The 20943-nt window shown below is 48.8% G+C and carries 24 protein-coding genes; 19 read left to right on the plus strand and 5 right to left on the minus strand.

The genetic code is table 11. The annotated features are described in order from the left end of the window. The first annotated feature begins 55 nt into the window (after positions 1 to 55). Genes BN2154_RS06440 through BN2154_RS06450 form a run of 3 tightly spaced genes read left to right on the plus strand, consistent with a single transcriptional unit; the run spans position 56 to position 4947 of the window. A complete protein-coding gene (locus BN2154_RS06440; protein WP_050618041.1) occupies positions 56 to 2389 on the plus strand; it encodes a VirB4-like conjugal transfer ATPase, CD1110 family in 2334 nt (777 codons plus the stop codon). Between the two features lie 37 nt (positions 2390 to 2426). Then, the gene (gene srtB, locus BN2154_RS06445) at positions 2427 to 3197 is read left to right on the plus strand and encodes a class B sortase (protein WP_050618042.1); all 771 of its coding nucleotides are present in this window, start codon (positions 2427 to 2429) and stop codon (positions 3195 to 3197) included. A gap of 40 nt (positions 3198 to 3237) precedes the next feature. Further along, on the plus strand, positions 3238 to 4947 hold the full coding sequence (locus BN2154_RS06450) for a CHAP domain-containing protein (RefSeq protein WP_050618043.1): 1710 nt from the start codon (positions 3238 to 3240) through the stop codon (positions 4945 to 4947). A gap of 38 nt (positions 4948 to 4985) precedes the next feature. Here BN2154_RS06450 and BN2154_RS06455 read toward each other — a convergent pair whose 3' ends face one another. From BN2154_RS06455 to tet(W), 3 genes are all read right to left on the minus strand, one after another. Beyond that, on the minus strand, positions 4986 to 5375 hold the full coding sequence (locus BN2154_RS06455; protein ID WP_050618044.1) for a hypothetical protein: 390 nt from the start codon (positions 5373 to 5375) through the stop codon (positions 4986 to 4988). Then, positions 5356 to 5820 (minus strand): helix-turn-helix domain-containing protein, encoded by a 465-nt coding sequence (locus tag BN2154_RS15195; RefSeq protein ID WP_074410843.1) that lies wholly within the window; start codon positions 5818 to 5820, stop codon positions 5356 to 5358. Before BN2154_RS15195 ends, BN2154_RS06455 begins: the two co-directional genes overlap by 20 nt. 81 nt (positions 5821 to 5901) lie before the next feature. Further along, entirely contained in the window at positions 5902 to 7821 is a 1920-nt protein-coding gene (gene tet(W), locus BN2154_RS06460; protein WP_050618045.1) for a tetracycline resistance ribosomal protection protein Tet(W), read from the minus strand. Between the two features lie 664 nt (positions 7822 to 8485). On the opposite strand from tet(W), the gene BN2154_RS15205 reads away from it, so the two are divergent. Then, positions 8486 to 8722 (plus strand): winged helix-turn-helix transcriptional regulator, encoded by a 237-nt coding sequence (locus BN2154_RS15205; protein WP_085951113.1) that lies wholly within the window; start codon positions 8486 to 8488, stop codon positions 8720 to 8722. 41 nt (positions 8723 to 8763) lie between these two features. Here the strand turns inward: BN2154_RS15205 and BN2154_RS06465 are convergent, their stop codons facing one another. Then, complete coding sequence (locus BN2154_RS06465; protein ID WP_050618046.1) at positions 8764 to 9297, minus strand: ImmA/IrrE family metallo-endopeptidase; 534 nt, start codon at positions 9295 to 9297, stop codon at positions 8764 to 8766. Between the two features lie 100 nt (positions 9298 to 9397). Then, positions 9398 to 9808, minus strand: a complete 411-nt coding sequence (locus tag BN2154_RS06470) for a helix-turn-helix domain-containing protein (RefSeq protein WP_003525181.1) — start codon at positions 9806 to 9808, stop codon at positions 9398 to 9400. A gap of 148 nt (positions 9809 to 9956) precedes the next feature. Here BN2154_RS06470 and BN2154_RS06475 point away from each other — a divergent pair, with 148 nt between their 5' ends. The 15 genes from BN2154_RS06475 (at position 9957) to dprA (ending at position 20941) form a co-directional block, all read left to right on the plus strand. Continuing rightward, the gene (locus BN2154_RS06475) at positions 9957 to 11192 is read left to right on the plus strand and encodes a DNA polymerase Y family protein (RefSeq protein ID WP_050618047.1); all 1236 of its coding nucleotides are present in this window, start codon (positions 9957 to 9959) and stop codon (positions 11190 to 11192) included. A 12-nt stretch (positions 11193 to 11204) separates the two neighbouring features. Then, the gene (locus tag BN2154_RS06480; RefSeq protein ID WP_003525179.1) at positions 11205 to 11504 is read left to right on the plus strand and encodes a hypothetical protein; all 300 of its coding nucleotides are present in this window, start codon (positions 11205 to 11207) and stop codon (positions 11502 to 11504) included. Between the two features lie 2 nt (positions 11505 to 11506). Next, entirely contained in the window at positions 11507 to 11758 is a 252-nt protein-coding gene (locus BN2154_RS15210; RefSeq protein WP_014635881.1) for a hypothetical protein, read from the plus strand. A 19-nt stretch (positions 11759 to 11777) separates the two neighbouring features. Then, positions 11778 to 12509 carry an ImmA/IrrE family metallo-endopeptidase gene (locus BN2154_RS06485; RefSeq protein WP_050618048.1) on the plus strand — a complete coding sequence of 244 codons (732 nt, stop codon included), beginning with the start codon at positions 11778 to 11780 and terminating at the stop codon, positions 12507 to 12509. 438 nt (positions 12510 to 12947) lie between these two features. Next, a complete protein-coding gene (locus tag BN2154_RS06490; protein WP_050618049.1) occupies positions 12948 to 13532 on the plus strand; it encodes a chromatin SPT2 in 585 nt (194 codons plus the stop codon). 109 nt (positions 13533 to 13641) lie between these two features. After that, positions 13642 to 14205 carry a type II toxin-antitoxin system PemK/MazF family toxin gene (locus BN2154_RS06495; RefSeq protein WP_050618050.1) on the plus strand — a complete coding sequence of 188 codons (564 nt, stop codon included), beginning with the start codon at positions 13642 to 13644 and terminating at the stop codon, positions 14203 to 14205. Continuing rightward, the gene (locus BN2154_RS06500; protein ID WP_041179095.1) at positions 14195 to 14416 is read left to right on the plus strand and encodes an excisionase; all 222 of its coding nucleotides are present in this window, start codon (positions 14195 to 14197) and stop codon (positions 14414 to 14416) included. Before BN2154_RS06495 ends, BN2154_RS06500 begins: the two co-directional genes overlap by 11 nt. Positions 14417 to 14513: 97 nt before the next feature. After that, complete coding sequence (locus tag BN2154_RS06505) at positions 14514 to 14735, plus strand: excisionase (protein WP_079844853.1); 222 nt, start codon at positions 14514 to 14516, stop codon at positions 14733 to 14735. A gap of 13 nt (positions 14736 to 14748) precedes the next feature. Beyond that, on the plus strand, positions 14749 to 14985 hold the full coding sequence (locus BN2154_RS06510; RefSeq protein ID WP_050618051.1) for an excisionase: 237 nt from the start codon (positions 14749 to 14751) through the stop codon (positions 14983 to 14985). 12 nt (positions 14986 to 14997) lie between these two features. Beyond that, entirely contained in the window at positions 14998 to 15237 is a 240-nt protein-coding gene (locus BN2154_RS06515; RefSeq protein ID WP_050618052.1) for an excisionase, read from the plus strand. Between the two features lie 14 nt (positions 15238 to 15251). Then, on the plus strand, positions 15252 to 16505 hold the full coding sequence (locus BN2154_RS06520; RefSeq protein ID WP_022117667.1) for a site-specific integrase: 1254 nt from the start codon (positions 15252 to 15254) through the stop codon (positions 16503 to 16505). Positions 16506 to 16842: 337 nt separating this feature from the next. Then, positions 16843 to 18225, plus strand: a complete 1383-nt coding sequence (locus BN2154_RS06525) for a TrkH family potassium uptake protein (RefSeq protein ID WP_242853709.1) — start codon at positions 16843 to 16845, stop codon at positions 18223 to 18225. 12 nt (positions 18226 to 18237) lie between these two features. Further along, positions 18238 to 18891: a potassium channel family protein gene (locus tag BN2154_RS06530; protein WP_050618054.1), complete on the plus strand. Its 654-nt coding sequence runs from the start codon at positions 18238 to 18240 to the stop codon at positions 18889 to 18891. A gap of 11 nt (positions 18892 to 18902) precedes the next feature. After that, positions 18903 to 19658 carry a TrmH family RNA methyltransferase gene (locus BN2154_RS06535; RefSeq protein ID WP_050618055.1) on the plus strand — a complete coding sequence of 252 codons (756 nt, stop codon included), beginning with the start codon at positions 18903 to 18905 and terminating at the stop codon, positions 19656 to 19658. 20 nt (positions 19659 to 19678) lie between these two features. Beyond that, positions 19679 to 20941 (plus strand): DNA-processing protein DprA, encoded by a 1263-nt coding sequence (gene dprA, locus BN2154_RS06540; protein WP_050618056.1) that lies wholly within the window; start codon positions 19679 to 19681, stop codon positions 20939 to 20941. The last annotated feature ends 2 nt before the right edge of the window (positions 20942 to 20943 follow it).

The following is a 20943-nucleotide window of genomic DNA, read 5'->3' on the forward strand; positions in this document are numbered from 1 at the left end:
ATCGTCACTTAATTAAGTGGCGATTTTTTTATGCAAAAGGAGGCATACAAGAACAATGATTAAAACCCTTACGAACCTGTTAAAGCAGGACAAAGAAAAGTTTGTAGTACCAAAGGGCGTACAGGATTGTATTCCCATTACCGCAATTTATGACGACGGCATTTTCCGTGTAGGCAAGGACAAGTATTCCAAGAGCTTTAAGTTCACGGATATTAACTTTGCCGTAGCAAGCCGTGAGGATAAGGAAGCGATGTTCCTTGAATATTCCGAGCTTCTCAACTCTCTTGACAGCGGAGCTACTACAAAGCTGACTATCAACAACAGACGGCTTAACCGTCTTGACTTTGAGAAAACCATTCTTATCCCCGAAACCGGCGATGAGCTTGATGTTTACCGAGAGGAATATAACAAAATGCTTCTCGACAAGGCAACCGGTGCAAATGCAATCGTTCAGGATAAGTATGTTACTATCTCTATCAACAAAAAGAGCGTAGAGGACGCAAGAACCTATTTTGCCCGTGTCGGCGCTGACCTTATTGCCCACTTTGCAAGACTCGGAAGCAAATGTGTGGAGCTTGAAACCGATGAGAGACTGAGAATTGTCCACGATTTCTTCCGTGTCGGTGAGGAAACCGCCTACCACTTCAATATTAAGGAAACGAGAAAAAAGGGACACGATTTCAAAGATTATGTTTGCCCGGATACAATGGAATTTGAAAAGGACTACTTCAAAATGGGAAACCGTTACGGGAGAGTCCTTTTTCTTCGTGAGTACGCTTCCTATATCAAGGACAGTATGGTAGCCGAGCTTACCGACCTGAACCGCAACCTTATGATGTCCATTGACATTGTACCCGTTCCGACCGATGAAGCCGTGCGAGAAGCAGAGAGCAGACTGCTCGGTGTTGAGACGAACATTACCAACTGGCAGAGAAAACAGAATCAGAACAACAACTTTTCCGCCACCGTTCCTTATGATATGGAACAGCAGAAAAAGGAAATGAAAGAGTTCCTTGATGACCTCACCACTCGTGATCAGCGAATGATGTTCGCTGTACTCACTATGGTTCATACTGCGGACTCCAAAGAACAGCTTGATAACGACACCGAAGCTCTGCTTACGACTGCAAGAAAGCATTTGTGCCAGTTTGCCGTTCTCAAATATCAGCAGATGGACGGACTGAATACGGCTATGCCGTTCGGAACTCGCAAGATTGACGCATTCAGAACCCTTACCACAGAAAGCCTTGCAGTATTTATCCCGTTCAGGGTTCAGGATATTTACCACGAAAACGGCATTTACTACGGTCAGAATGTCATCAGCAAAAATATGATTATCGCCGACCGCAGACAGCTACTCAACGGTAACTCTTTTATCCTCGGTGTATCCGGCGGCGGTAAATCCTTTGCGGCTAAGGGAGAGATTGAAAACATCATTCTTTCCTCCAACGCAGATGTTATTATCATCGACCCTGAGCGAGAGTATTCGCAACTTGTAAAGGCTCTCGGTGGTGAAATCATCAATATTTCCGCAACTTCTCCGAGTCATATCAATGCAATGGATATGAACAAAGAATACGGCGACGGTGCAAACCCGGTTATTTTGAAATCCGAGTTTATAATGTCCCTCTGCGAACAGCTTATCGGCGGCACAAACCTCGGAGCAAAGCAGAAATCTATCATCGACCGTTGTACGGCGAGCGTTTACAGAGACTATCAGCAGAGAGGATATACCGGTACTGTTCCTACCTTGCAGGATTTTCGTGCGGAGCTTTTGAAACAGGACGAGCCGGAAGCAAAGGAAATCGCCCTTGCTATTGAGTTGTTTACTCACGGTTCTTTGAATACCTTTGCAAAGCCGACCAATGTGGATACAGATAACCGCCTTATCTGCTATGACATTCTTGACCTCGGCAAACAGCTTATGCCTATCGGTATGCTTGTCGTCCTCGACTCTATTCTGAACCGTATTACACAGAACCGTGCTAAAGGTAAGCAGACATTCATCTTTATTGATGAAATCTATCTCCTTTTCCAGCACGAATACTCCGCAAACTTCCTGTTTACTCTTTGGAAGCGTGTAAGAAAGTACGGTGCTTATGCTACTGGCATTACGCAGAATGTGGACGACCTTTTGCAGAGCCATACGGCGAGAACTATGCTTGCAAACAGCGAGTTTTTGATTATGCTCAATCAGGCGTCAACCGACAGAATTGAGCTTGCAAAGCTCCTTAACATTTCTGACCTTCAGCTTTCGTATATCACGAATGTTGACGCAGGACACGGACTGATTAAGGTCGGCAGTTCGCTTGTACCGTTTGCAAATAAGTTCCCGAAGAATACGAAGCTGTATAAGCTGATGACAACCAAACCGGGCGAGGGTGCATAACCCTTGCCCTATTCTGTAAATGAGAAAGGAAACACCTATGAAAAACAAAATCTATATTGCCATAATCTGTGCTTTCAGCATTGTATTTGCCGTCAGTTCAGGTTTTCTCATCAAGCACTATTATGACTCTGCAAAGCAGGCGGAAATGTACGACAATCTGATTGAGGTTGTGGAGACCGAGCCTGAAGATACCCAAGAGCCGATGAACTACTCCAAAGAAAAGACCTTTATCCCAGAGTATCAGGAGCTTTATTTACAAAACAACGATATGGTCGGCTGGATAAAGATTGAGGACACAAAAATCAATTATCCCGTTATGCAGTCAAAGGACAACCCGAACTTCTATCTGAAGCACGGCTTTGATAAAGCGTACACCGACTACGGCTGTCCCTATGTTCAGGAAAACTGCGATATGGAGCTGCCAAGCGACAATATCATTATCTACGGTCATCATATGAACGATGGCTCGATGTTCGCCGGTCTTATGAAATTCAAGGACAAGAACTTTTGGGAAAAGCACAAAACGGTGTCCTTTGATACGTTGACTGACAGACAGACCTACGAAGTGATTGCCGTGTTCAAAACCGTAGTATATACGGACAGCCCCGACAGCTTCAAATACTATCATTTTATCAATGCGGAGACCGATGAGGATTTCACAGCCTATGTTGAGAAGTGCAAGGAACTGTCACTTTACGATACGGGTGTAACCGCTAAATACGGCGACAAGCTCCTGACCCTTTCCACCTGTGAGTATTCCCGGACAAACGGCAGACTTGTTGTAGTGGCAAAGCTCATTAACGAATAACGCAACAGGTGGTTCAGCCTGCATAGGAAGGAGGGATTGTATGGCTGATATTAAAACGAAAGACAATGCAAAAGGTACGATACGAACCATAGATAAGGCTGCCGTTGCAACCCAACGAATGAAGCAGGCGTATATCGCAACAAAAGAAAAGGCGGAGCGGTCGGTAAATGCCAACAGCAGCTCTGCCGAGGAATATGCTTCCGATAAACTGGAAAGCGGCATTGACGAGGTGGTTCACGATGGTGCTTATGCGTTTGACAAAGCGGGACGAAAAGGACTTGAAACCACAAAAGAGAATATCCGCACTGCAAAAGACGGTATTCAGCGTTTTAAGCAACAGCGAGCCGAGCAGTTGTTGAGAAAACAGGCTTCGCAGAATACAAGCTCTGCAATTAAGACTGTCGATAAGGCTGAAAAGACCATTAAGCAGTCGGCTACTTCCTCCGGAAAGAAAACCATTAAGTTTGCCGGGAAAGAAGCAACGAAAACTGCACAGAAATCAGTTAAGACGGCTGAACAGACTGCAAAGACAGCGATAAAAACCAGTCAGCAAGCGGCAAAAGCGGCACAGAAAACAGCTCAGGCGACAGTTAAGGCTTCGCAGAAAGCGGCACAGGCGGCAAAAGCCACCGCCAAAGCAACAGCCGCTACGATTAAAGCCGCAGCCAAAGCCACCGTTGCCGCAGTCAAAGCAATCATAGCGGCGGTAAAAGGTATTATTGCCGCTATCGCTGCCGGCGGTTGGGTTGCGGTGGTTGTTATTATTGTTCTATGCCTTGTTGCTCTGATTGCGGGTTCAGTGTTTGGTATCTTCTTTTCAGGAGAGGATTCCGGCACGGGAATGTCAATGCAGACAGTCGTTCAGGAAATCAATCAGGAATATGATGACCGGTTGGAGCAGGAAAAGAACTCCGTAAGCTATGATGTCCTTGAAATGAGCGGCAGCCGAGCTGTGTGGAAAGAGGTTCTTGCGGTCTATTCTGTTAAAGTGAATACCGACCCCGACAATCCGATGGAAGTTGCTACGGTTGATGAAACCAAGAAGCAGCTACTGTCGGATATTTTTTGGGAAATGAACGACATTTCTTCCCGAACGGAAACGAAAACCCATACCGAAATCGAAGAAAGCGACGACGGACACGGCAATATCGTACAGACCGAAACCACAGTAACCGAAACATTTCTGTATATCACGGTAACGCACAAGACTGTTGATGAAATGGCGGCTATGTATGGCTTTAATCAAGAGCAGAAAGATTATCTTGCCGAGCTATTGCAGGACGAAAACAATCAGCTATGGTCACAGGTGCTTTACGGTATCGGATACAGCGACGACCAAATCGTAACGGTTGCCTTGTCTCAGGTAGGTAATGTAGGCGGTCAGCCTTACTGGTCTTGGTACGGATTTGACTCCCGTGTAGAATGGTGTGCCTGCTTCGTTTCTTGGTGTGCCAACGAGTGCGGATATATCGACGCCGGTATTATCCCGAAGTATGCCGGTTGTGTAAACGGCGTACAATGGTTCAGAGACCGAGGACAATGGGCAGACGGTTCGTATGAGCCTTCGCCTGGTACAATCATCTTCTTTGATTGGGAGGGCGACGGTGTAACAGACCACACCGGTATTGTTCAGAAATGCGAGAACGGTACAGTCTATACCGTTGAGGGCAACTCAGGCGATACTTGCAGAACCAAAACATACCTGGTTGGAAGTTCTGTTATCTACGGATACGGTATTCCGGCATATTAAAAAAAGATGGCTGCTCGTTCGAGTAGCCATCAAGTACATTATTCAAAATCTGTTATTTCTCTATCTTTCAGATAGACATTGTGCGTGTGATAAGTAAAACACATCAACAAATCGCTGTCTCTATTATCTTTCGCTTCGAACACAGAAAAGTCATCGGACAAGATAAAAATAAGTCCAAGCAGTTTCTTTATATATCCGTTATATGAAGCATAGTTCATATAGAGAGATGCGGTATATCCGTCATCGTCCTCTATCAAATCTGCGTCAATTTCATAGGTTTCCGATAACTCACTGACTGCCCATATAAATTTATCTTTATTAGCTATACGCTTTTCATTGGGGACAGTCCTTCTGTTCTTCCGCATAAAATCAAGAAATTCTTCCGCTGTCATCGAGTTTTCGTTATCGTCATAATTCTCGTTTTTCATTTCTTCTCAATGTAATAACTGCATGGCATATCAAGCCAAATACAAGAGAAAAACAGCCACCGCCAAATAGTGATGCTCCCCACCCTGCACCTGACATTGTCATAAAACCGCCAACAAAGAAAATACCAATGCCAAGAAATATACCAACACCATAAAAAAGTCCAATTGCCATATCGTACTTATTAAATTGTCGTTTCTCCTTTTTTTCATATGTTTCCATCTTTGTTATTACCTCCTTCGCAAAATCGTCCATGTTGACTCCAAAAAGAAAGCAAATTTTTTTCAACATATTTAAATCGGGTTCATTAACATCTCTCTCCCAATTCGATAGTGCCTGCCGGGTAACATTCAATTCCCCGGCTAGTTCTTCCTGTGTCATTCCCAATTGTGTTCGCAGATGACGTATTTGCTTTCCTGTTGTAATATTCGTCTGTTCCTGGTTCAAAATAGTTTCTCCTCTCTGATACTGATTTTATCAATGATATTTCGCAATAGCCAGCAATGAACGCTTGCATTGCGCAAGACGTTACATTATCTTCTGAAACATATAGCGCACCTTGTCCAGGCGGCTGTTTGGACGGCGGGGCTGGATGACTGGCTTGCCGACAGCGGCCTGATACCCTTTCAGTTCTGTAAGGCATACGCTCTGCCCGTTGGTGTAAAAGGCCAGATCAGTACGGTATGCCTGTATACAGCGGGCGGGAATCTCGCCAGTAAAGACAACTTCATCCTTTTTTACCTGGACCGTTTCGATGGTGGCACAGTATTTCGGTGCATCATGATAAGCCCTGGAAAGATATTCCCGGGGCGCATAGAGGGTGAAGGAGAGATAAGGTTCCAGCAGTTGCGTCCCTGATTCCTTCAATGCCTGTTCCAATACAATCGGGGCCAATGAGCGGAAGTCCGCCGGCGTGCTGACCGGACTGTAATAAAGCCCGTATTCAAAGCAAATCTTACAGTCCGTTACGTTCCAGCCGAACAAGCCCTGCTCCAGCCCGTAACGGATACCATCCCTGACAGCGTTTTGAAAACTCTGGTTCAAGTATCCCAGCGAAACCCGGCTCTCGTATTGTACACCGGAGCCAAGCGGGAGTGGTGTAACAGACAGTCCGATGGATGCCCAAAACGGGTTGGGCGGCACCTCGATATGGATGGTGTGGCTGGCTGCTTTGAGCGGCCGCTCCATATAAATGACGGTGGGTTCCTTTACCACTGTTTCAAGCTTGTATTTTTCCGACAGCAAAGCGGAAACAACCTCCAACTGCACCCGGCCCAAAAAAGAAAGAATGATCTCATGGGTGATGGAATCCACTTCGCAACGCAAAAGCGGGTCAGTATCCGCAAGTTGCGTAAGAGCGTCCAGCAGCCGTTCTCTTTGCGCTGCCGTTTTCGGCGCAATCGTCGTCCGCAGCATGGGGAGGGGGTCCTCGCGCCACCTTTTACGAGGGAGCCGGGTTTGGTCCCCTAATACATCGTTTAACCTCACGCTGTCGCTGGGAAGGATAACAATTTCACCCTGATAAGCGGTGTCTGTCCGAACAATTTCCCCTTTGGATGGAATACGCATCTCTGTGATTTTCAGCTTTTCTCTCCCGGCCAGGGCCACCGTATCCCGCAGGCGCAGCGTTCCGCTGTATAACCGTAGATAGACACGCCGCTGGCCGCAATCGGTGTACTCAACCTTGAAAACGCTGCCGCATAGGGCGGCGCCCCCCTGTTCCCCAATCGGTTGGAACAGCCCTGTCACCGCATCCATCAACGGTTGAATGCCAAGGCCATTTTTGGCGCTGCCATAATAGACCGGGAACAGGGAGGCGTCTTGAACCCGCTGCTGTTCCTCCCGCGCAAGTTTTTCCCGGCTGATTGGTTCTCCTGCGATATACTTTTCCAATAATTCATCGTTATTTTCGATGACCGCATCCCATGCTTCTATGTCGGTATTTTCCTCCAGGACTATTTCCGGGGACAGCGACACCGTCTGCTTGATGATAATATCGGCGGAGAGCTTATCCCGAACAGACTGAACCACGCTCTGCAAATCAACGCCAGCCTGGTCGATCTTGTTGATAAAGATAACGGTGGGAATGTTCATTTTCCGCAGGGCATGGAACAGAATACGGGTCTGGGCCTGCACGCCATCTTTAGCGGAGATCACCAAGATGGCCCCATCTAAAACAGCCAAAGAGCGGTACACCTCCGCCAAAAAATCCATGTGGCCGGGCGTATCCACAATGTTAACTTTACATCTGTGCCACTGGAAGGAAGTGACTGCCGCTTGAATGGTAATCCCACGCTGCCGCTCCAAAAACATGGTGTCCGTCCTCGTTGTCCCTTTTTCGACGCTCCCCGGTTCTGAAATGGCTCCGCTGGCATATAGCAGGCTCTCCGTCAAGGTCGTCTTTCCAGCGTCTACATGGGCAAGAATTCCAATATTGATTATTTTCATGTGATTGTCCTCCCTTTACAGCCCCAAAGGGCATAAAAATCCCCAGCAGTAAAATACTTTTACCACTGGGGATTATAAGTTGCGGACATACACATATACAGCATACACCTGTTTGTGAGTGCTGTTTTTGGGGATATGTCAAAATTGATAAGGCAAAAGTATTCTTAAATTGGGTACAAAAAACTAAGCCCCTACAAAAGGGACTATCATAATCCTTTGTTCCCACTATTTGATTATAGTTTTATTTAAGAATACCTTGCCGCATATTTTTTACTCCTTTTCTGGAATAGAATTATTATATCACATCAGTTTTAGGAAAACAAGTATCTAAAAGAAATTTTTCTTCCCCTTATATGTAACAATCATACCGGCTTCCTAACGTTCAGAATGGTTTCTACTGTCTGCTGCGGTGTTTGGTTGGAATTGTCCAGCCAAAAGCCGATCCGTGGTGTTGTCTGCATTTTACTAAATACAAATTCAATGTATACAGAAAGAAATATATAAGGAGTGGGAGGGATTCCGCCGTAGTCGGCATTGTAGGAAAATCCAAAAGTTTAGATTTTCTCAAAATGCTTATCTTTTGGTCTTTGGTTCGGAATAGTGTAGTGCTGGCGGTCTATCTATTGTTTTCGGTTGCTTGCTTCTTTACCGTACATGAGCATTACTGCCGGGTACAAAGCGTTTCGGTGAATTAAAAAAATCAATCGGCAGCGTTTCTCAAAAGGTTTTGACTGCTCAGCTTCGTGATATGGAAGAAAACGGACTCGTTAATCGAAAAGTGTATGCTGAAGTTCCGCCGAGAGTAGAATACTCTCTGACAGAATTGGGACAAAGCTTGAAACCTATTCTCGACGCTATGTGGAGTTGGGGCGAAGATTATAAAGAAAAATGTAATAAATAACGAAAAGACCGTCAAATCTCAACATTCGAGACTTGACGGTCTTACATTTTGTGATTGTATTTAAGAAAATCGTTTTGGTGTTCCTGTTTGCGAAGTTGATAGCCCTGTGCAATCAGCGTATCCACTTTCAGAGCAATCAGGTTTATGTCAGAACACATTGCCCGTGCAATCTGCTGAATGTCATAGCCGTTTTCAATGTATTCCAAAATGGTGTCGTCCGGGAGCGAAGCCTGAGAAGCGAAGATATTTGCTTCATACTCCATACGGTTCTCTCTCATATCAAAGATGTTGAACTCTTTGAACCCGCCGACAGCAACCGCTTCTTGCCTGTGGAGAACATCGTGTCCGATTTCGTGCCATAGCACTAACTGCTCCACGACCGGGTGCATACCGTTTTTAAGAAAAACAAAGCGGTTCTTCAGAATAACTTTATATGCTCCACGCTGCTTGTCAAAATTTCGGTAGATTATATTGATACCAAGCTCTTTTGCGACCTTGTATGGGTCACGAGTACCGCAGCGGTCAATGAGCTTGTTTACGATTTTCACAATCTCAGCCGTAGTGTAATACCCCAATCCGGCTCACCTCCCATATTATAGTATATCGGATATTAACCCTATAATAAATTATAAACTATTATATGTCCCATATATTGGACTTAGTTCACTTCGAGGATTACTCGTCTTTGCGGTATTTCTTCGGGGTGTATTTTTTATTGTTTTTCTTTGCAATAAGATAGGCTTCCTGAATGGCGTCAACCATTTCACGCATATCCTCGTCAGCCATTTCGCCGCCGGCAAACAGACCGGTAACTTCTGCAAGCAACTCCTGAGCCTGTCTTGCTCCTCTGCGTCCGTACTTATCCTCTACATCGGCGATGAAAGCGTCGTCCTCAGACAGCAGATAATTCACATTTACATTTAAGGATTCTGCCAGCTTCTTATATCTTTCCATTCCTCTCGGACGGGATTTATCATTTTCATAAGAACCAATTATGCGTCGGGTTACGCCGATTTTAGCTGCCAACTCATCTTGACTCATACCAAGCTTTGTTCTTTCAGCCTTGACTTTTTCACCGAATGTCATTGTGATTTCACTCCTTAAAAGAATATTTACAGTTGAACTACCCATTTGCTCTTGACAAGTACAGTTGAAGTGTATATAATATGAATTGGGAAGTTGAACTACACATAGTGTACACCAAACTACCCAAAATGTCAAGGGGGTTCTAAAAATGTTACGAAGCATACTTCATTGTGATATGAATAACTTCTATGCCAGCGTCGAATGTATGCTCGACCCCGCATTGAAGAAATATCCGATTGCTGTCTGCGGCTCTGTGGAGGAACGACACGGTATCGTGCTTGCAAAGAACTACAAAGCAAAGGCTTTTGATGTGAAAACCGGGGACGCAGTATGGCAGGCTAAACAGAAGTGCAAGGACTTGGTTGTAGTGCCGCCCCATTATGAGGAGTATATCAAATACTCAAAGCTTGCGAGAAGCGTTTATGAGCGATATACCGACCAAGTTGAACCGTATGGTATGGACGAGTGTTGGCTGGATATTAGCGGGACAGAAAGCCTTTTCGGTTCGCCGGAAAAGGTGGCAAATGAAATTCGTGAGACTATGAAGTTTGAACTCGGCTTGACGATTTCTGTGGGTGTTTCCTTTAATAAGATATTTGCGAAGCTCGGCTCGGATATGAAGAAACCGGACGCAGTAACCGTAATTCCAAAGGACACATTCAAAGAAAAGATTTGGGGACTTCCTGCCGCTGACCTGCTCGGTGTAGGACGGGCAACCCAGCGAGTGCTTGACAGCTATTGTATTCGTACCATCGGGGATTTAGCGAATACCGACCCTGAGTTCTTACGCAGAAGATTAGGAAAGAACGGAGTAGTTTTATGGAACTATGCCAATGGTAACGACCTTTCCCTTGTTGCCAAGAAAGACTTCGTTTCTCCTATAAAAAGCGTAGGACACGGTATAACAACGGTAGCAGACTTAGAGAAACCGGAGCAGGTGTGGCCCGTGTTTCTCGAGTTAACCCAAGACATCGGACACAAGCTCCGTGTTCACGGACTGAGTGCAGAAGGTGTCGCAATACATATTAGAGACAACACACTCAATACAAGGCAATGGCAGACGAAGATTGCACTTCCTACACAGTCTCCGATGATTATTGCAAAGACCGCTTTTCAGTTGTTTGAAAAAAGATATGGGTGGAATAACCCTATCCGTTCTGTGACGGTACAAGCCATAAATCTTGTTCCACAAGACACGCCCCGTCAAATAGATATGTTTATGGACGCCGCCAAGCAGGACAAATTGGAGCGAATGGAAAAGTGTGTTGAAGAAATCAGACGGCGTTTCGGAAAGGACAGCATAAGGAATGGGGTTCTGTGTCAGAACCTGCGGCTACCACCGAAAAAAGCTGAAATCACTATGCCGACAGGTATGGTCGGTTAAGGAGGGCTTAATGTGATTGACGAAAAAGAGGTTACGGCTTATGTTACGATACCCGACTGCTTTTTGCAGGGGTGCAGCGAAGATATTGTTATCTTCCGTGCGGACGGCGGAAACCATTTTACCGACTACGGTATATATGAGGGAATGTTCCTGTTCTTTGACCGGAAAAAACGCTTTAAGAAAGGAAGGCTTTCCTGTTACATCAATACTGCCGGAGATGACCGACCTAAGTACAGGGTGTCGGATAAGAACATCGACGGATACAAGCACTTGGGAAGATTGGTTTTGACTTTGAGAAATTACGAGGTATAGAAATGGAATCCGATAGAAGAAAAGTTTATGTTGAAGTAAATGTAACACACAGACCTGATGGGACGGCTCGTCCGAATTTCATCAAGTTTGAGAATGATGAAAAATATGAGATAGACCGTGTAATTCAGAAATGCCGTGCGGCTTCCACCAAAGTCGGAGGAACCGGTATCCGCTACACGGTACAGATTTGCGGCAAGCCCACATTTCTGTTCGACGAAGAAAACGGAAAGTGGTTTGTAGAAGCAAAATCCTAATGGTAGGAGGTTTTGTAACTTGAAACATTTATCGAGATTTGACATCGAAGCGATTGCCGACAAGTATGTTCAGGCATATATGGCACTTCCTGATGTCCGTAACACACAAATATACAGAATTGACCCGGAGCTTCTCTTGGAGAAGGTTCTCGGATTGAATGTCGAATACCAGCACCTATCCTATGACGGTAGTATTCTCGGAATGACCTCATTTACGGAAATGGGTGTTCAGGTATTTGAAGATGATGATAACGAAGCCTTTTTCTTTTTGGACGGGAAAACCGTTCTTGTGGAAAAGGACTTGAACTTTGACAGCAAGCTGAAAGGCAGAAAGAACTTTACCTTAATGCACGAGGGCAGCCATCAGATATTCAAGATGTTGTTCCCGCATGATTACGGTGTAACACAGAAATCTGCCGGAGTACATTATTGCAAGGCAAATTCCGAGAGGAATAAGCCAATATCCGATTGGGAGGAATGGCAGGCAAACACGCTTGGAGCTGCTATTCTTCTTCCTGAAAACCTCATAAAACAAGGAATGTATCTGTTCAGTCTCGGCGAAAAGATTGAATGCCTGAACAAGATATACTATCCGAGCGTATATAAAAGGTTTGACGCACTTGCCGATTTTTTAGGGTGTTCCAAAAAAGCACTTGCCATACGAATGAAACAGCTCGGACTACTGAAAAAGGAGTATCTTGATAATCCTTTTGATTTGGTTACGGTTTATCCGGAGGTGAGCGAGCTATGAAATCGTTGGAACAAAAGATAATCGTAAGGTGCAAAAACTGTGGCTGGCGTATTTTCGACAAGGTAACAATGACAACAGGTGTTATTGAACTGAAATGTCCGAACTGCCACAGAGTAGTAGAGGTTGACCTGTCCCTACGCAAGGGAACGGTCAAGTACAGATTAACAAGAAGTAATAACAGAGCGAACAATTAAATATCGGGCAGATGTACCGAGCCACGAGTCCTTGAGCGAAAGCTCCTGAGTCATCAAATTGCCGGACGCTGAGAATTAAGGGATAGAAATATCCTAATGTTCTTGGTGTCCGGCTTTTTTGTCGCTCCCGAAAGGAGCAAGACCGTGACATATAAGTGGCTGGCATATATCGCCAAGTATCCGTAATCTCCGAATTTTTGATTTCAACCAAATTCAAAAATTCAAATTTAAGGAGATTACGACAATGACAAAACTTACATTAGAACAACAGGAATTATTATTTGCGAACGACTGCAAACTCATCAATCTGCGGTATGAATACCACGGTTACACCGGCACGGAGAAATGGGCGATTGTAACAGAACTGGCGGAAGAAGAATTGTGGGTTAAATACCCTGATGTTATCCGCCGGTACACCCCGTTCATTCTGCTTTCTATGGCTCAGGGCGAAGTGATTGACGAGTCATACAGAAACAATGATAAGTACGAAAAGCGAGCAAAAAGAACAATCGATGTGTACGGCTATGAAGATGACATCTCTGAACAGTTCCACCGGGAACTGATTACTCCGTTTGTTGACCCGTTTGAGCAGGCGGAGGAAGAACGGATTGAGGAAGAAAAGGAACAGCTTCGACAGTTAGAAATTGCAAAAGTCAGAAAGGTATTGGAAATGCTGAAACCCGTTCAGAGAGAAAGAATGATTAAAGCGATTTTGTTAGGTATGAGTTCAAGAAAAATCGCAAAGGAAGAAGGCGTATATTACAGCGTTGTAGATAAGTCGATTGCCGCCGCAAGAAAAAATTTCAAGAAATTTTATGAAAACCTCTGATTTTGGGTGTGCATTTTGACCCCCTTTGTCCAAATGAGTGAAGGGGTTATTTCAATTCCGGATACGAAATGCACTTTCAAGACTAAATGAACAGAGAGGTTATACATATATGCAGAGAAAAGAAATTCAGCGTGGAGATTTATTCTACTACGATTTTGGAAAAAGGGAGGGGTCTGTCCAGTCGGGAGAGAGACCTGTAATGGTAATTCAGGCGGACAACTTTAATGCAAACGCTCCGACAATTATTGTTGCGGCTGTTACAGCTGTGATGAAAAAGAAGTATCTTCCTTCACACATCATTTTGGGTGAGGACTTCGGTCTGAAGAAGCCGTCAATGGTTCTTCTTGAACAGATACAGACCGTCAATAAGGATGAACTGACAGACTACATTGGTTCGGTAAACGATGAAAGGCTTTGGAAGCAAATTAACGCAGCTCTTAAAAAGACTTTCGGTTTATGGATTTACAACACAGACAGAAACGGAGATGTTCGTTGCTTATGCCCCAAGTGTCTGAGCGACTATATCCACGACCCAAACTATGTTGTCAGGCGTCTTGACCCGTTTGCGAAAAGCAAAGACCACTGCGATAAGTGCAATAACAGCGGTTGGGATTACATCGTTTATGACAAACGCACCTCGGTCAAAGGAAAGGGGTGCAGGAATGTCAAATAGCAGTGAAAAAAAGAAGCGTTACAACATTCCTCTTTGGTGTAAACCAAACCTGTCTATTGAGGAGGCGGCAGCTTATTCCGGTATTGGAATGGGAAAGCTTTATGAAATGACGGAAAGTCAGGATTGTCCTTTTGTTCTTTGGATTGGTAGCAGAAGAATGATTAAAAGGAAAGTCTTTGACGAGTTTATCGAAAGGCAATACTCGATTTAAGGAAAAAGTCAAGTCTGCGATGAGCCGATTCGCATAATTGGCTTACCGCAGACTTTTGAGTATGCTGTAATCACCAAAGGCAAGGAGGTTACAGCGTATGTCTGACAAACAACTTAAATCCAATATGTCGAGTGTCCCAATTTGGAAGAAGATGAACCTTACGGTTGAAGAAGCTTCGGAATATTCGGGCATTGGCACATCAAAGATAAAAGAACTATCGAATTGCGAAGATTGTCCTTTCGTTCTTTGGAACGGGGCAAAGCGATTGATTAAAAGGAAACAATTTGAGGAATACCTGTCATCGCAGTATTCCCTCTGATGGAGGTGGTGTTATGGGAAATAAGCAGACTGAATTGAATAATTCAGGTAATCAGGTGGAAACCGTGCCGGTTTGGGTAAAGCCTTACCTTACGATTGATGAAGCGACCGCTTACACAGGCATAGGCAGAGACAAACTCTATGAGATGACAAGCCGAGAAAAATGTCCGTTTGTTCTGTGGGTAGGAAACAGACGAATGATTAAGAGACGAGTTTTTGATGAGTACATTGAGAAAATGTACTCAATATAGGAAGGAGGGCTTATGGACAACGATGTTTTAGCTTACAGAGTCTTACTCGAAAAGCGAAAAGAAAATGCTCCCTTTTGGGAGAAGAAGGTTTTAACGGTTGAGGAAGCAGCCGAGTACACCGGTATCGGCAGGACAAAAATCAGGCAAATCATAATGAGGGGCGATTGTCCCTTTGCTGTCACTAACGGTGTTCAGGTCTGTGTAATCCGAGACAAATTTATTGATTATCTTGATAAGCAATTTAGTATTTAAGGGAGGAAAAAGTTATGCCAAGAACAAAAAGAAAAGACAAATCAAGAGTAGTGCTTCGTACAGGCGAATCACAGAGAGCCGATGGTACATACCATTTCAGTTGGACGGACGCCAACCACAAAAGGCGTTATGTGTATGCCAAGACACTTGATGAACTGCGATACAAAGAGGAACAAATCGCAAAAGACAAGAGCGATGGCATTAAGGCAGAAGCTCGATACACAACGGTCAATGACATTTATGAGCTTTGGAAGGATTTGAAGCGAGGTCTGAAAAACAACACCTTTGAAAACTATAAGTATATGTATGAGACCTTTGTCCGTCATCAGATAGGTTCAAAGACTGTATCTTCTCTGAGAAAAACAGATATAAAGAGGTTCTATAATTACCTTGCAGACGAACGCCATCTGAAGCCGGCGACCATTGATAATATTCATACGGTTCTCCATCAGATTTTGGATATGGCGGTCGATGATGACTACATCAGGAATAACCCGTCAAACAATGTGCTCAAAGAGTTGAAACAGTCCCATTGTTTTCAGACCGAGAAGCGTAGAGCCTTAACAAAGCCGGAGCAAGAGTTGTTTCTTGACTATTTGAAAAACTCTCCGACATCAAAGTATTGGTATCCGGTGTTTGCGGTTATGATTGGTACGGGACTTCGTGTTGGAGAGGTTACAGGGTTAAGATGGTGCGATATTGATTTGGAAGAAGGTATCATTGATGTGAACCACACGCTGGTTTACTATGACCATCGTACCGAGGGCAGTAAGCGTGGCTGTTACTTCAATGTTAATACGACCAAAACCCCGGCAGGAAGAAGAAAAGTGCCTATGCTCGGTTTCGTCAAAGAAGCATTTTTAATGGAAAAAGAAAGACAGGAATTACTTGACCTTCATTGTGAAGCGACTGTTGACGGATACACCGATTTTATCTTCATCAACCGTTTCGGACAGCCGCAACATCAGGCAACCCTCAACAAAGCAATTCGCCGTATTATTCGTGACTGTAACGATGAGCAGTTGTTGAAAGATGAAAATGCAGAAGTATTGCTCCCGCATTTTAGCTGCCATTCTTTAAGGCATACTTTCACAACAAGAATGTGCGAAGCAGGGGTAAATGTTAAGGTCATTCAGGACACGCTCGGTCATAAGGATATTTCAACTACGCTCAACATCTATACCGATGTAACAAAGGAGCTGAGGAAGTCCGAATTTGAAGGTCTTGACTCCTACTTCAAAAATGAGTATAATAAAGTGTCGGTTTGACAGATTAAATTGATACGGACTTCATAGTTGGTGGATAAAAGCATTTACATCATTTACATCAATTCTTACACAAAGCCCCCACGAAACTAATCGAAAATAAAGTAAAGTAGGATTTTGAAAAAATCTGATTTGCGACTTATTTTGAACTATGTTGGGTTATAGCAAGAATTGAAACGATGTCCTAAATCGTCCCGACCATGAAGCCCCTGGACTGAACACCCTTCGACAGCATACCGTGGCAGCATGGACCACGGTATGCTGTTGTGCATAAAAGAGGACCGCGCGGGCGCGGTCTGCCCGGCCCGGCGCCCTCATCCCTCAAGGAGGCTTTCTTGCCTTGCTGAATCGAATGCGAAACCACTTCCGGGATTTCCTCCGGAACCGGCGGAACTTCAACCCTACCCGGATCGTGGCCGGGTCCTTCGGCGTAATCATTCTGCTGGGAACCCTGCTGCTGATGCTGCCCGCGGCCTCCCGCGACGGTCAGAGCGCCGGGCTGTTCGCCAGCCTGTTCACCGCCACCTCGGCCTCCTGTGTCACCGGCCTCATCGTGGCGGATACCTGGCTCCAGTGGAGCCTGTTCGGACAGACGGTCATCCTGGTGATGATCCAGTTGGGCGGACTGGGCTTTATGACAGTCATCACCCTGTTCTCCCTGGCCCTGCATCGGCGCATCGGGCTGTCGGAGCGGCTGGTGATGGTGTCCACCTTGAACCTGAACGACATGGACGGTGTGGTCCGGATGGTACAGCACGCCCTGATGGGCACCTTCTGCATGGAGGGGGCGGGGGCGCTGCTGCTGTCTCTGCGCTTCATTCCAAAGTTCGGTCTTGCGGGCGGCCTGTGGCGGGGCGTCTTTCACGGTGTCTCCGCCTTTTGCAACGCGGGCTTTGACCTGCTGGGCGGCTACAGCGGAGCCTTTTCCAGCCTGGCCGGCTTCAACGACGATCCGGTGGTGCTGCTGACCACCGCCGCACTCATCACCGTGGGTGGGCTGGGCTTTTTCGTGTGGGAGGATGTGCTCCAGCACCGGCGCTGGAAAAAGCTGTCCCTCTATAGCCGCCTGGTCCTGAGTCTCACCGCGGCGCTCATCTTGTTCGGCGCGCTGTTCTTCTTCGCCGTGGAGTACCGCAACCCGGCCACCCTGGGGCCCATGCCCCTGTGGCAGAAGGGACTCAATGCCCTGTTCCAGTCCGTTACCCTGCGCACCGCCGGCTTCGACGCCCTCGGACAGGGCGGGCTGACCGACAGCTCCCTGGCCCTGTCGGTGATTTTCATGCTCATCGGAGGCTCCAGCGGCTCTACCGCCGGCGGCCTTAAGACCGTCACCGTGGCCGTGCTGCTGCTGGCCTTCCGGGCGGGCGTGCGGGGCCGGGAAGAGGTCACCCTCCGGGGCCGGGCCATCTCCCACCGCCGGGTTATGAACGCCATGACCCTGACGCTGATGGTGGTCTTCCTGTTTATGGTGAGTTCCATGCTTCTGTCCACGGTGGACGGACTGCCCTTCCTGTCCGCCGCCTTCGAGGTGGCCTCCGCCATGGGGACCGTGGGCCTCACCGTGGGCATCACGCCCGGACTGAGCCTGTTTTCCCGAGGGGTGCTGGTCTTTCTGATGTATGTGGGCCGGGTGGGCATTCTGTCCTTCTCCATTGCCTTCCTCACCCGAAGCAAGTACCCCGCAAAGATCAAATACCCTACCTTCGATATCATGATCGGTTAAGGAGTCTGCACCATGAAAACGTTTGTTGTGATCGGCCTGGGCCGCTTCGGCACGGCGGTGGCCACCGAGCTGTGCACCCTGGGCCATGAGGTGCTGGCCGTGGACGGCCGGGAGGAAAACGTCCAGGCGGCGGCCGACAAGGTCACCCATGCCGTCATGGGCGACGCCCGGGACCCGGCTGTGCTCAAGGCACTGGGGGTGCGCAACTACGACTGCGCCATCGTGGCCGTGGGGGACGATGTGGGCAACAGCGCCCTCATCACTCTGAACCTCAAGGAGATCGGAGTGAAGGAGGTCATCGCCAAGGCCCAGAGCCACGTCCACCGCAAGGTGCTGGAGAAGATCGGAGCCGACCGGGTGGTCTTTCCCGAACATGAGATGGGGGTCAAGCTGGCTCAGGGGCTGTCCAGTTCCAACGTCCTGAATTTCATCGAGCTGTCTGATGACTACGGCATCGTGGAGCTGGCAGCGCCCAGAAGCTGGGTGGGACACACCCTGAAGGAGCTGGATGTCCGGGCCAAGTACGGCGTCAACATCATCGCCATCCGGGACGGCGCCTCCCGCCGGCTGGAGGTGGCTCCGGGGGCGGATTACGCCCTGCGCTCCGGCGACGTTGTGGTCACACTGGGGCGGAACGAGGACATCAACCGGCTCCATGACCTCTGAGGGGGATGACCATGGAACGGATCACGAGCCGAAAGAATGAACTGGTGGCCCACATCCGTAAGCTCAGCGGCTCCCGCTCCGCCCGCCGGGCGGCGGGGGAATTCGTCTGCGACGGGCCAAAGCTGCTCGCCGAGGCCCTGAAATGGGGGGCTGCCGTTACGACCGTGGTGGCAGAGGAGGGGACAAGCTTGCCGGAGCTGCCCTCCGCCGTCCGGCGGGTGGAGGTCCCCGCCGACCTGCTCAGGAGTCTGTCGACCACCGAGACGCCCCAGGGCGTGCTGTTTCTCTGCCGGACCCCTGACCTGGCCCTGCCGGAACGGCTGACCGGCGGGCGGTATATGGTGCTGGATGGAGTGCAGGACCCGGGAAATCTGGGTACGGTGTGGCGGACGGCCGACGCCTTTGGGGCGGACGGCCTGGTGTTGGTCCACAGTTGCGCCGATCCATGGTCGCCCAAGACCGTCCGGGCCACTATGGGGGCCTGCTTCCGCCTGCCCGTATGGGAGGCGGACCTGCACGCTTTGCAGGCCCGGCTGGACGAGGGCGGGGTCCCTCTGTACGCCACCGCCCTGCGGGAGGACACGGAGGACCTGCGCGCCCAGGACCTGCGCCGCTGCGCGGTGGTGATCGGCAGCGAGGGGCGGGGCGTTTCGGAGGAGACGCTGGCTCTGTGCGGCAAGACCTTGAAGATCCCCATGCGGACGCGCTGCGAGTCCCTCAACGCCGCCGTAGCGGCGGCGGTGGTCCTGTGGGAGATGGCCCGGTAGAGCAAAGAGGAGGTGTTCCGGTGTCCAGCCTGAAATACTGGATTTGGCTCGCCACCCGGCAGGGGGCGTCCCCGGTCCGCACCCTCCGGGTGCTGGAGCAGTTCGGCAGCCCTGAGAGGGCCTACTTTGCCGATCCGGGGGAGTACGGCCTGCTGGCCGACATACCGGACAAGCTTCGCGCCGCCCTGGCGGACAAATCTCTGGCGGAGGCCGAGCGTATTCTGGGCGAATGTGAGCGGCTGGGGCTGCGGGTGCTGACGCTGCAGGACGCGGAATATCCCGAGCGCCTGCGGCAGATTCCCGACCCGCCGGCGGTGCTCTATCTGCGGGGCCGGACCTTTGCCTTCGACGAAGAGGCGGCCATCGCCGTGGTGGGAGCCCGGGAGCCCACGCCCTATGGGGTGAAGATGGCGGGCAAGCTGGGTCTGGAGCTGGCCCGGCAGGGGGCCTTGCTGGTCTCCGGCATCGCCCAGGGCCTGGACGCCGCCGCCATTCGGGGCGCGCTCAAGGGAGGCGGGCCGGTGGTCTCGGTGCTGGGCGGCGGTGTGGATGTGGTTTACCCCAGGGAAAACCGCTTCCTCTACGAGGATGTGGCTGCCGCCGGAGCCCTCATCAGCGAGTATCCACCGGGGACCGGCATCCAGGCCGGTCACTTTCCCGTGCGCAACCGCATCATCAGCGGCCTGAGCCTGGCGGTGGTGGCGGTGGAGTGCCGATGGAAAAGCGGCACCATGCGCACGGTGGAGCGGGCGCTGGACCAGGACCGGGACGTCTTTGCCGTGCCCGGTCCAGCGGACGGCCCGATGAGCGAGGGGCCCAACCGGCTCATTCAGCAGGGGGCCGGTCTGGTGCGGTGCGGCTGGGATGTGCTCCGGGAGTATGCCGGGCGCTTTCCCGGCAAGCTCCGCAGTCCGGAGCCCCTGCGTCCCGCGGCCGAGGCGGCCCGGCTGGAGACGCCGGAAGAGAAAAAAACCGAGACAAAAATCTCTGAAACTGACAAAAAACCGGTTGACAAGGTTCCCGAGAGGGCATATATTGACCTAAGTGCGCACCCTGAGGCGCTGACCGACGATCAGCGCGACGTGCTGGTGGCCCTGGAGGAGCGGCCGCTCCTGGCCGACGATCTGGTGGAGCGGACCCAGATCCCGGCCAGACGGGTGCTCTCCGCGCTGACGCTGTTGCAGGTGCAGGGCTATGTGGCGGAGCAGCCGGGCCGGCGATTCAAGGCGCTGGCCCGGGTGAAGATCCCTGAAGTACATTCCGGACGAAAGTCGTCCGTGTGAAA

The organism is Intestinimonas massiliensis (ex Afouda et al. 2020) (assembly GCF_001244995.1).
GTDB lineage: Bacteria > Bacillota > Clostridia > Oscillospirales > Oscillospiraceae > Intestinimonas > Intestinimonas massiliensis.

Coding starts and splice junctions, on each gene's coding strand:
- BN2154_RS06440 (WP_050618041.1), top strand. CDS start 56: ATGATTAAAACCCTTACGAACCTGTTAAAGCAGGACAAAGAAAAGTTT.
- srtB (WP_050618042.1), top strand. CDS start 2,427: ATGAAAAACAAAATCTATATTGCCATAATCTGTGCTTTCAGCATTGTA.
- BN2154_RS06450 (WP_050618043.1), top strand. CDS start 3,238: ATGGCTGATATTAAAACGAAAGACAATGCAAAAGGTACGATACGAACC.
- BN2154_RS06455 (WP_050618044.1), bottom strand. CDS start 5,375: ATGAAAAACGAGAATTATGACGATAACGAAAACTCGATGACAGCGGAA.
- BN2154_RS06470 (WP_003525181.1), bottom strand. CDS start 9,808: ATGACATTCGGTGAAAAAGTCAAGGCTGAAAGAACAAAGCTTGGTATG.
- BN2154_RS06475 (WP_050618047.1), top strand. CDS start 9,957: ATGTTACGAAGCATACTTCATTGTGATATGAATAACTTCTATGCCAGC.
- BN2154_RS15210 (WP_014635881.1), top strand. CDS start 11,507: ATGGAATCCGATAGAAGAAAAGTTTATGTTGAAGTAAATGTAACACAC.
- BN2154_RS06490 (WP_050618049.1), top strand. CDS start 12,948: ATGACAAAACTTACATTAGAACAACAGGAATTATTATTTGCGAACGAC.
- BN2154_RS06495 (WP_050618050.1), top strand. CDS start 13,642: ATGCAGAGAAAAGAAATTCAGCGTGGAGATTTATTCTACTACGATTTT.
- BN2154_RS06500 (WP_041179095.1), top strand. CDS start 14,195: ATGTCAAATAGCAGTGAAAAAAAGAAGCGTTACAACATTCCTCTTTGG.
- BN2154_RS06505 (WP_079844853.1), top strand. CDS start 14,514: ATGTCTGACAAACAACTTAAATCCAATATGTCGAGTGTCCCAATTTGG.
- BN2154_RS06510 (WP_050618051.1), top strand. CDS start 14,749: ATGGGAAATAAGCAGACTGAATTGAATAATTCAGGTAATCAGGTGGAA.
- BN2154_RS06515 (WP_050618052.1), top strand. CDS start 14,998: ATGGACAACGATGTTTTAGCTTACAGAGTCTTACTCGAAAAGCGAAAA.
- BN2154_RS06520 (WP_022117667.1), top strand. CDS start 15,252: ATGCCAAGAACAAAAAGAAAAGACAAATCAAGAGTAGTGCTTCGTACA.
- BN2154_RS06530 (WP_050618054.1), top strand. CDS start 18,238: ATGAAAACGTTTGTTGTGATCGGCCTGGGCCGCTTCGGCACGGCGGTG.
- BN2154_RS06535 (WP_050618055.1), top strand. CDS start 18,903: ATGGAACGGATCACGAGCCGAAAGAATGAACTGGTGGCCCACATCCGT.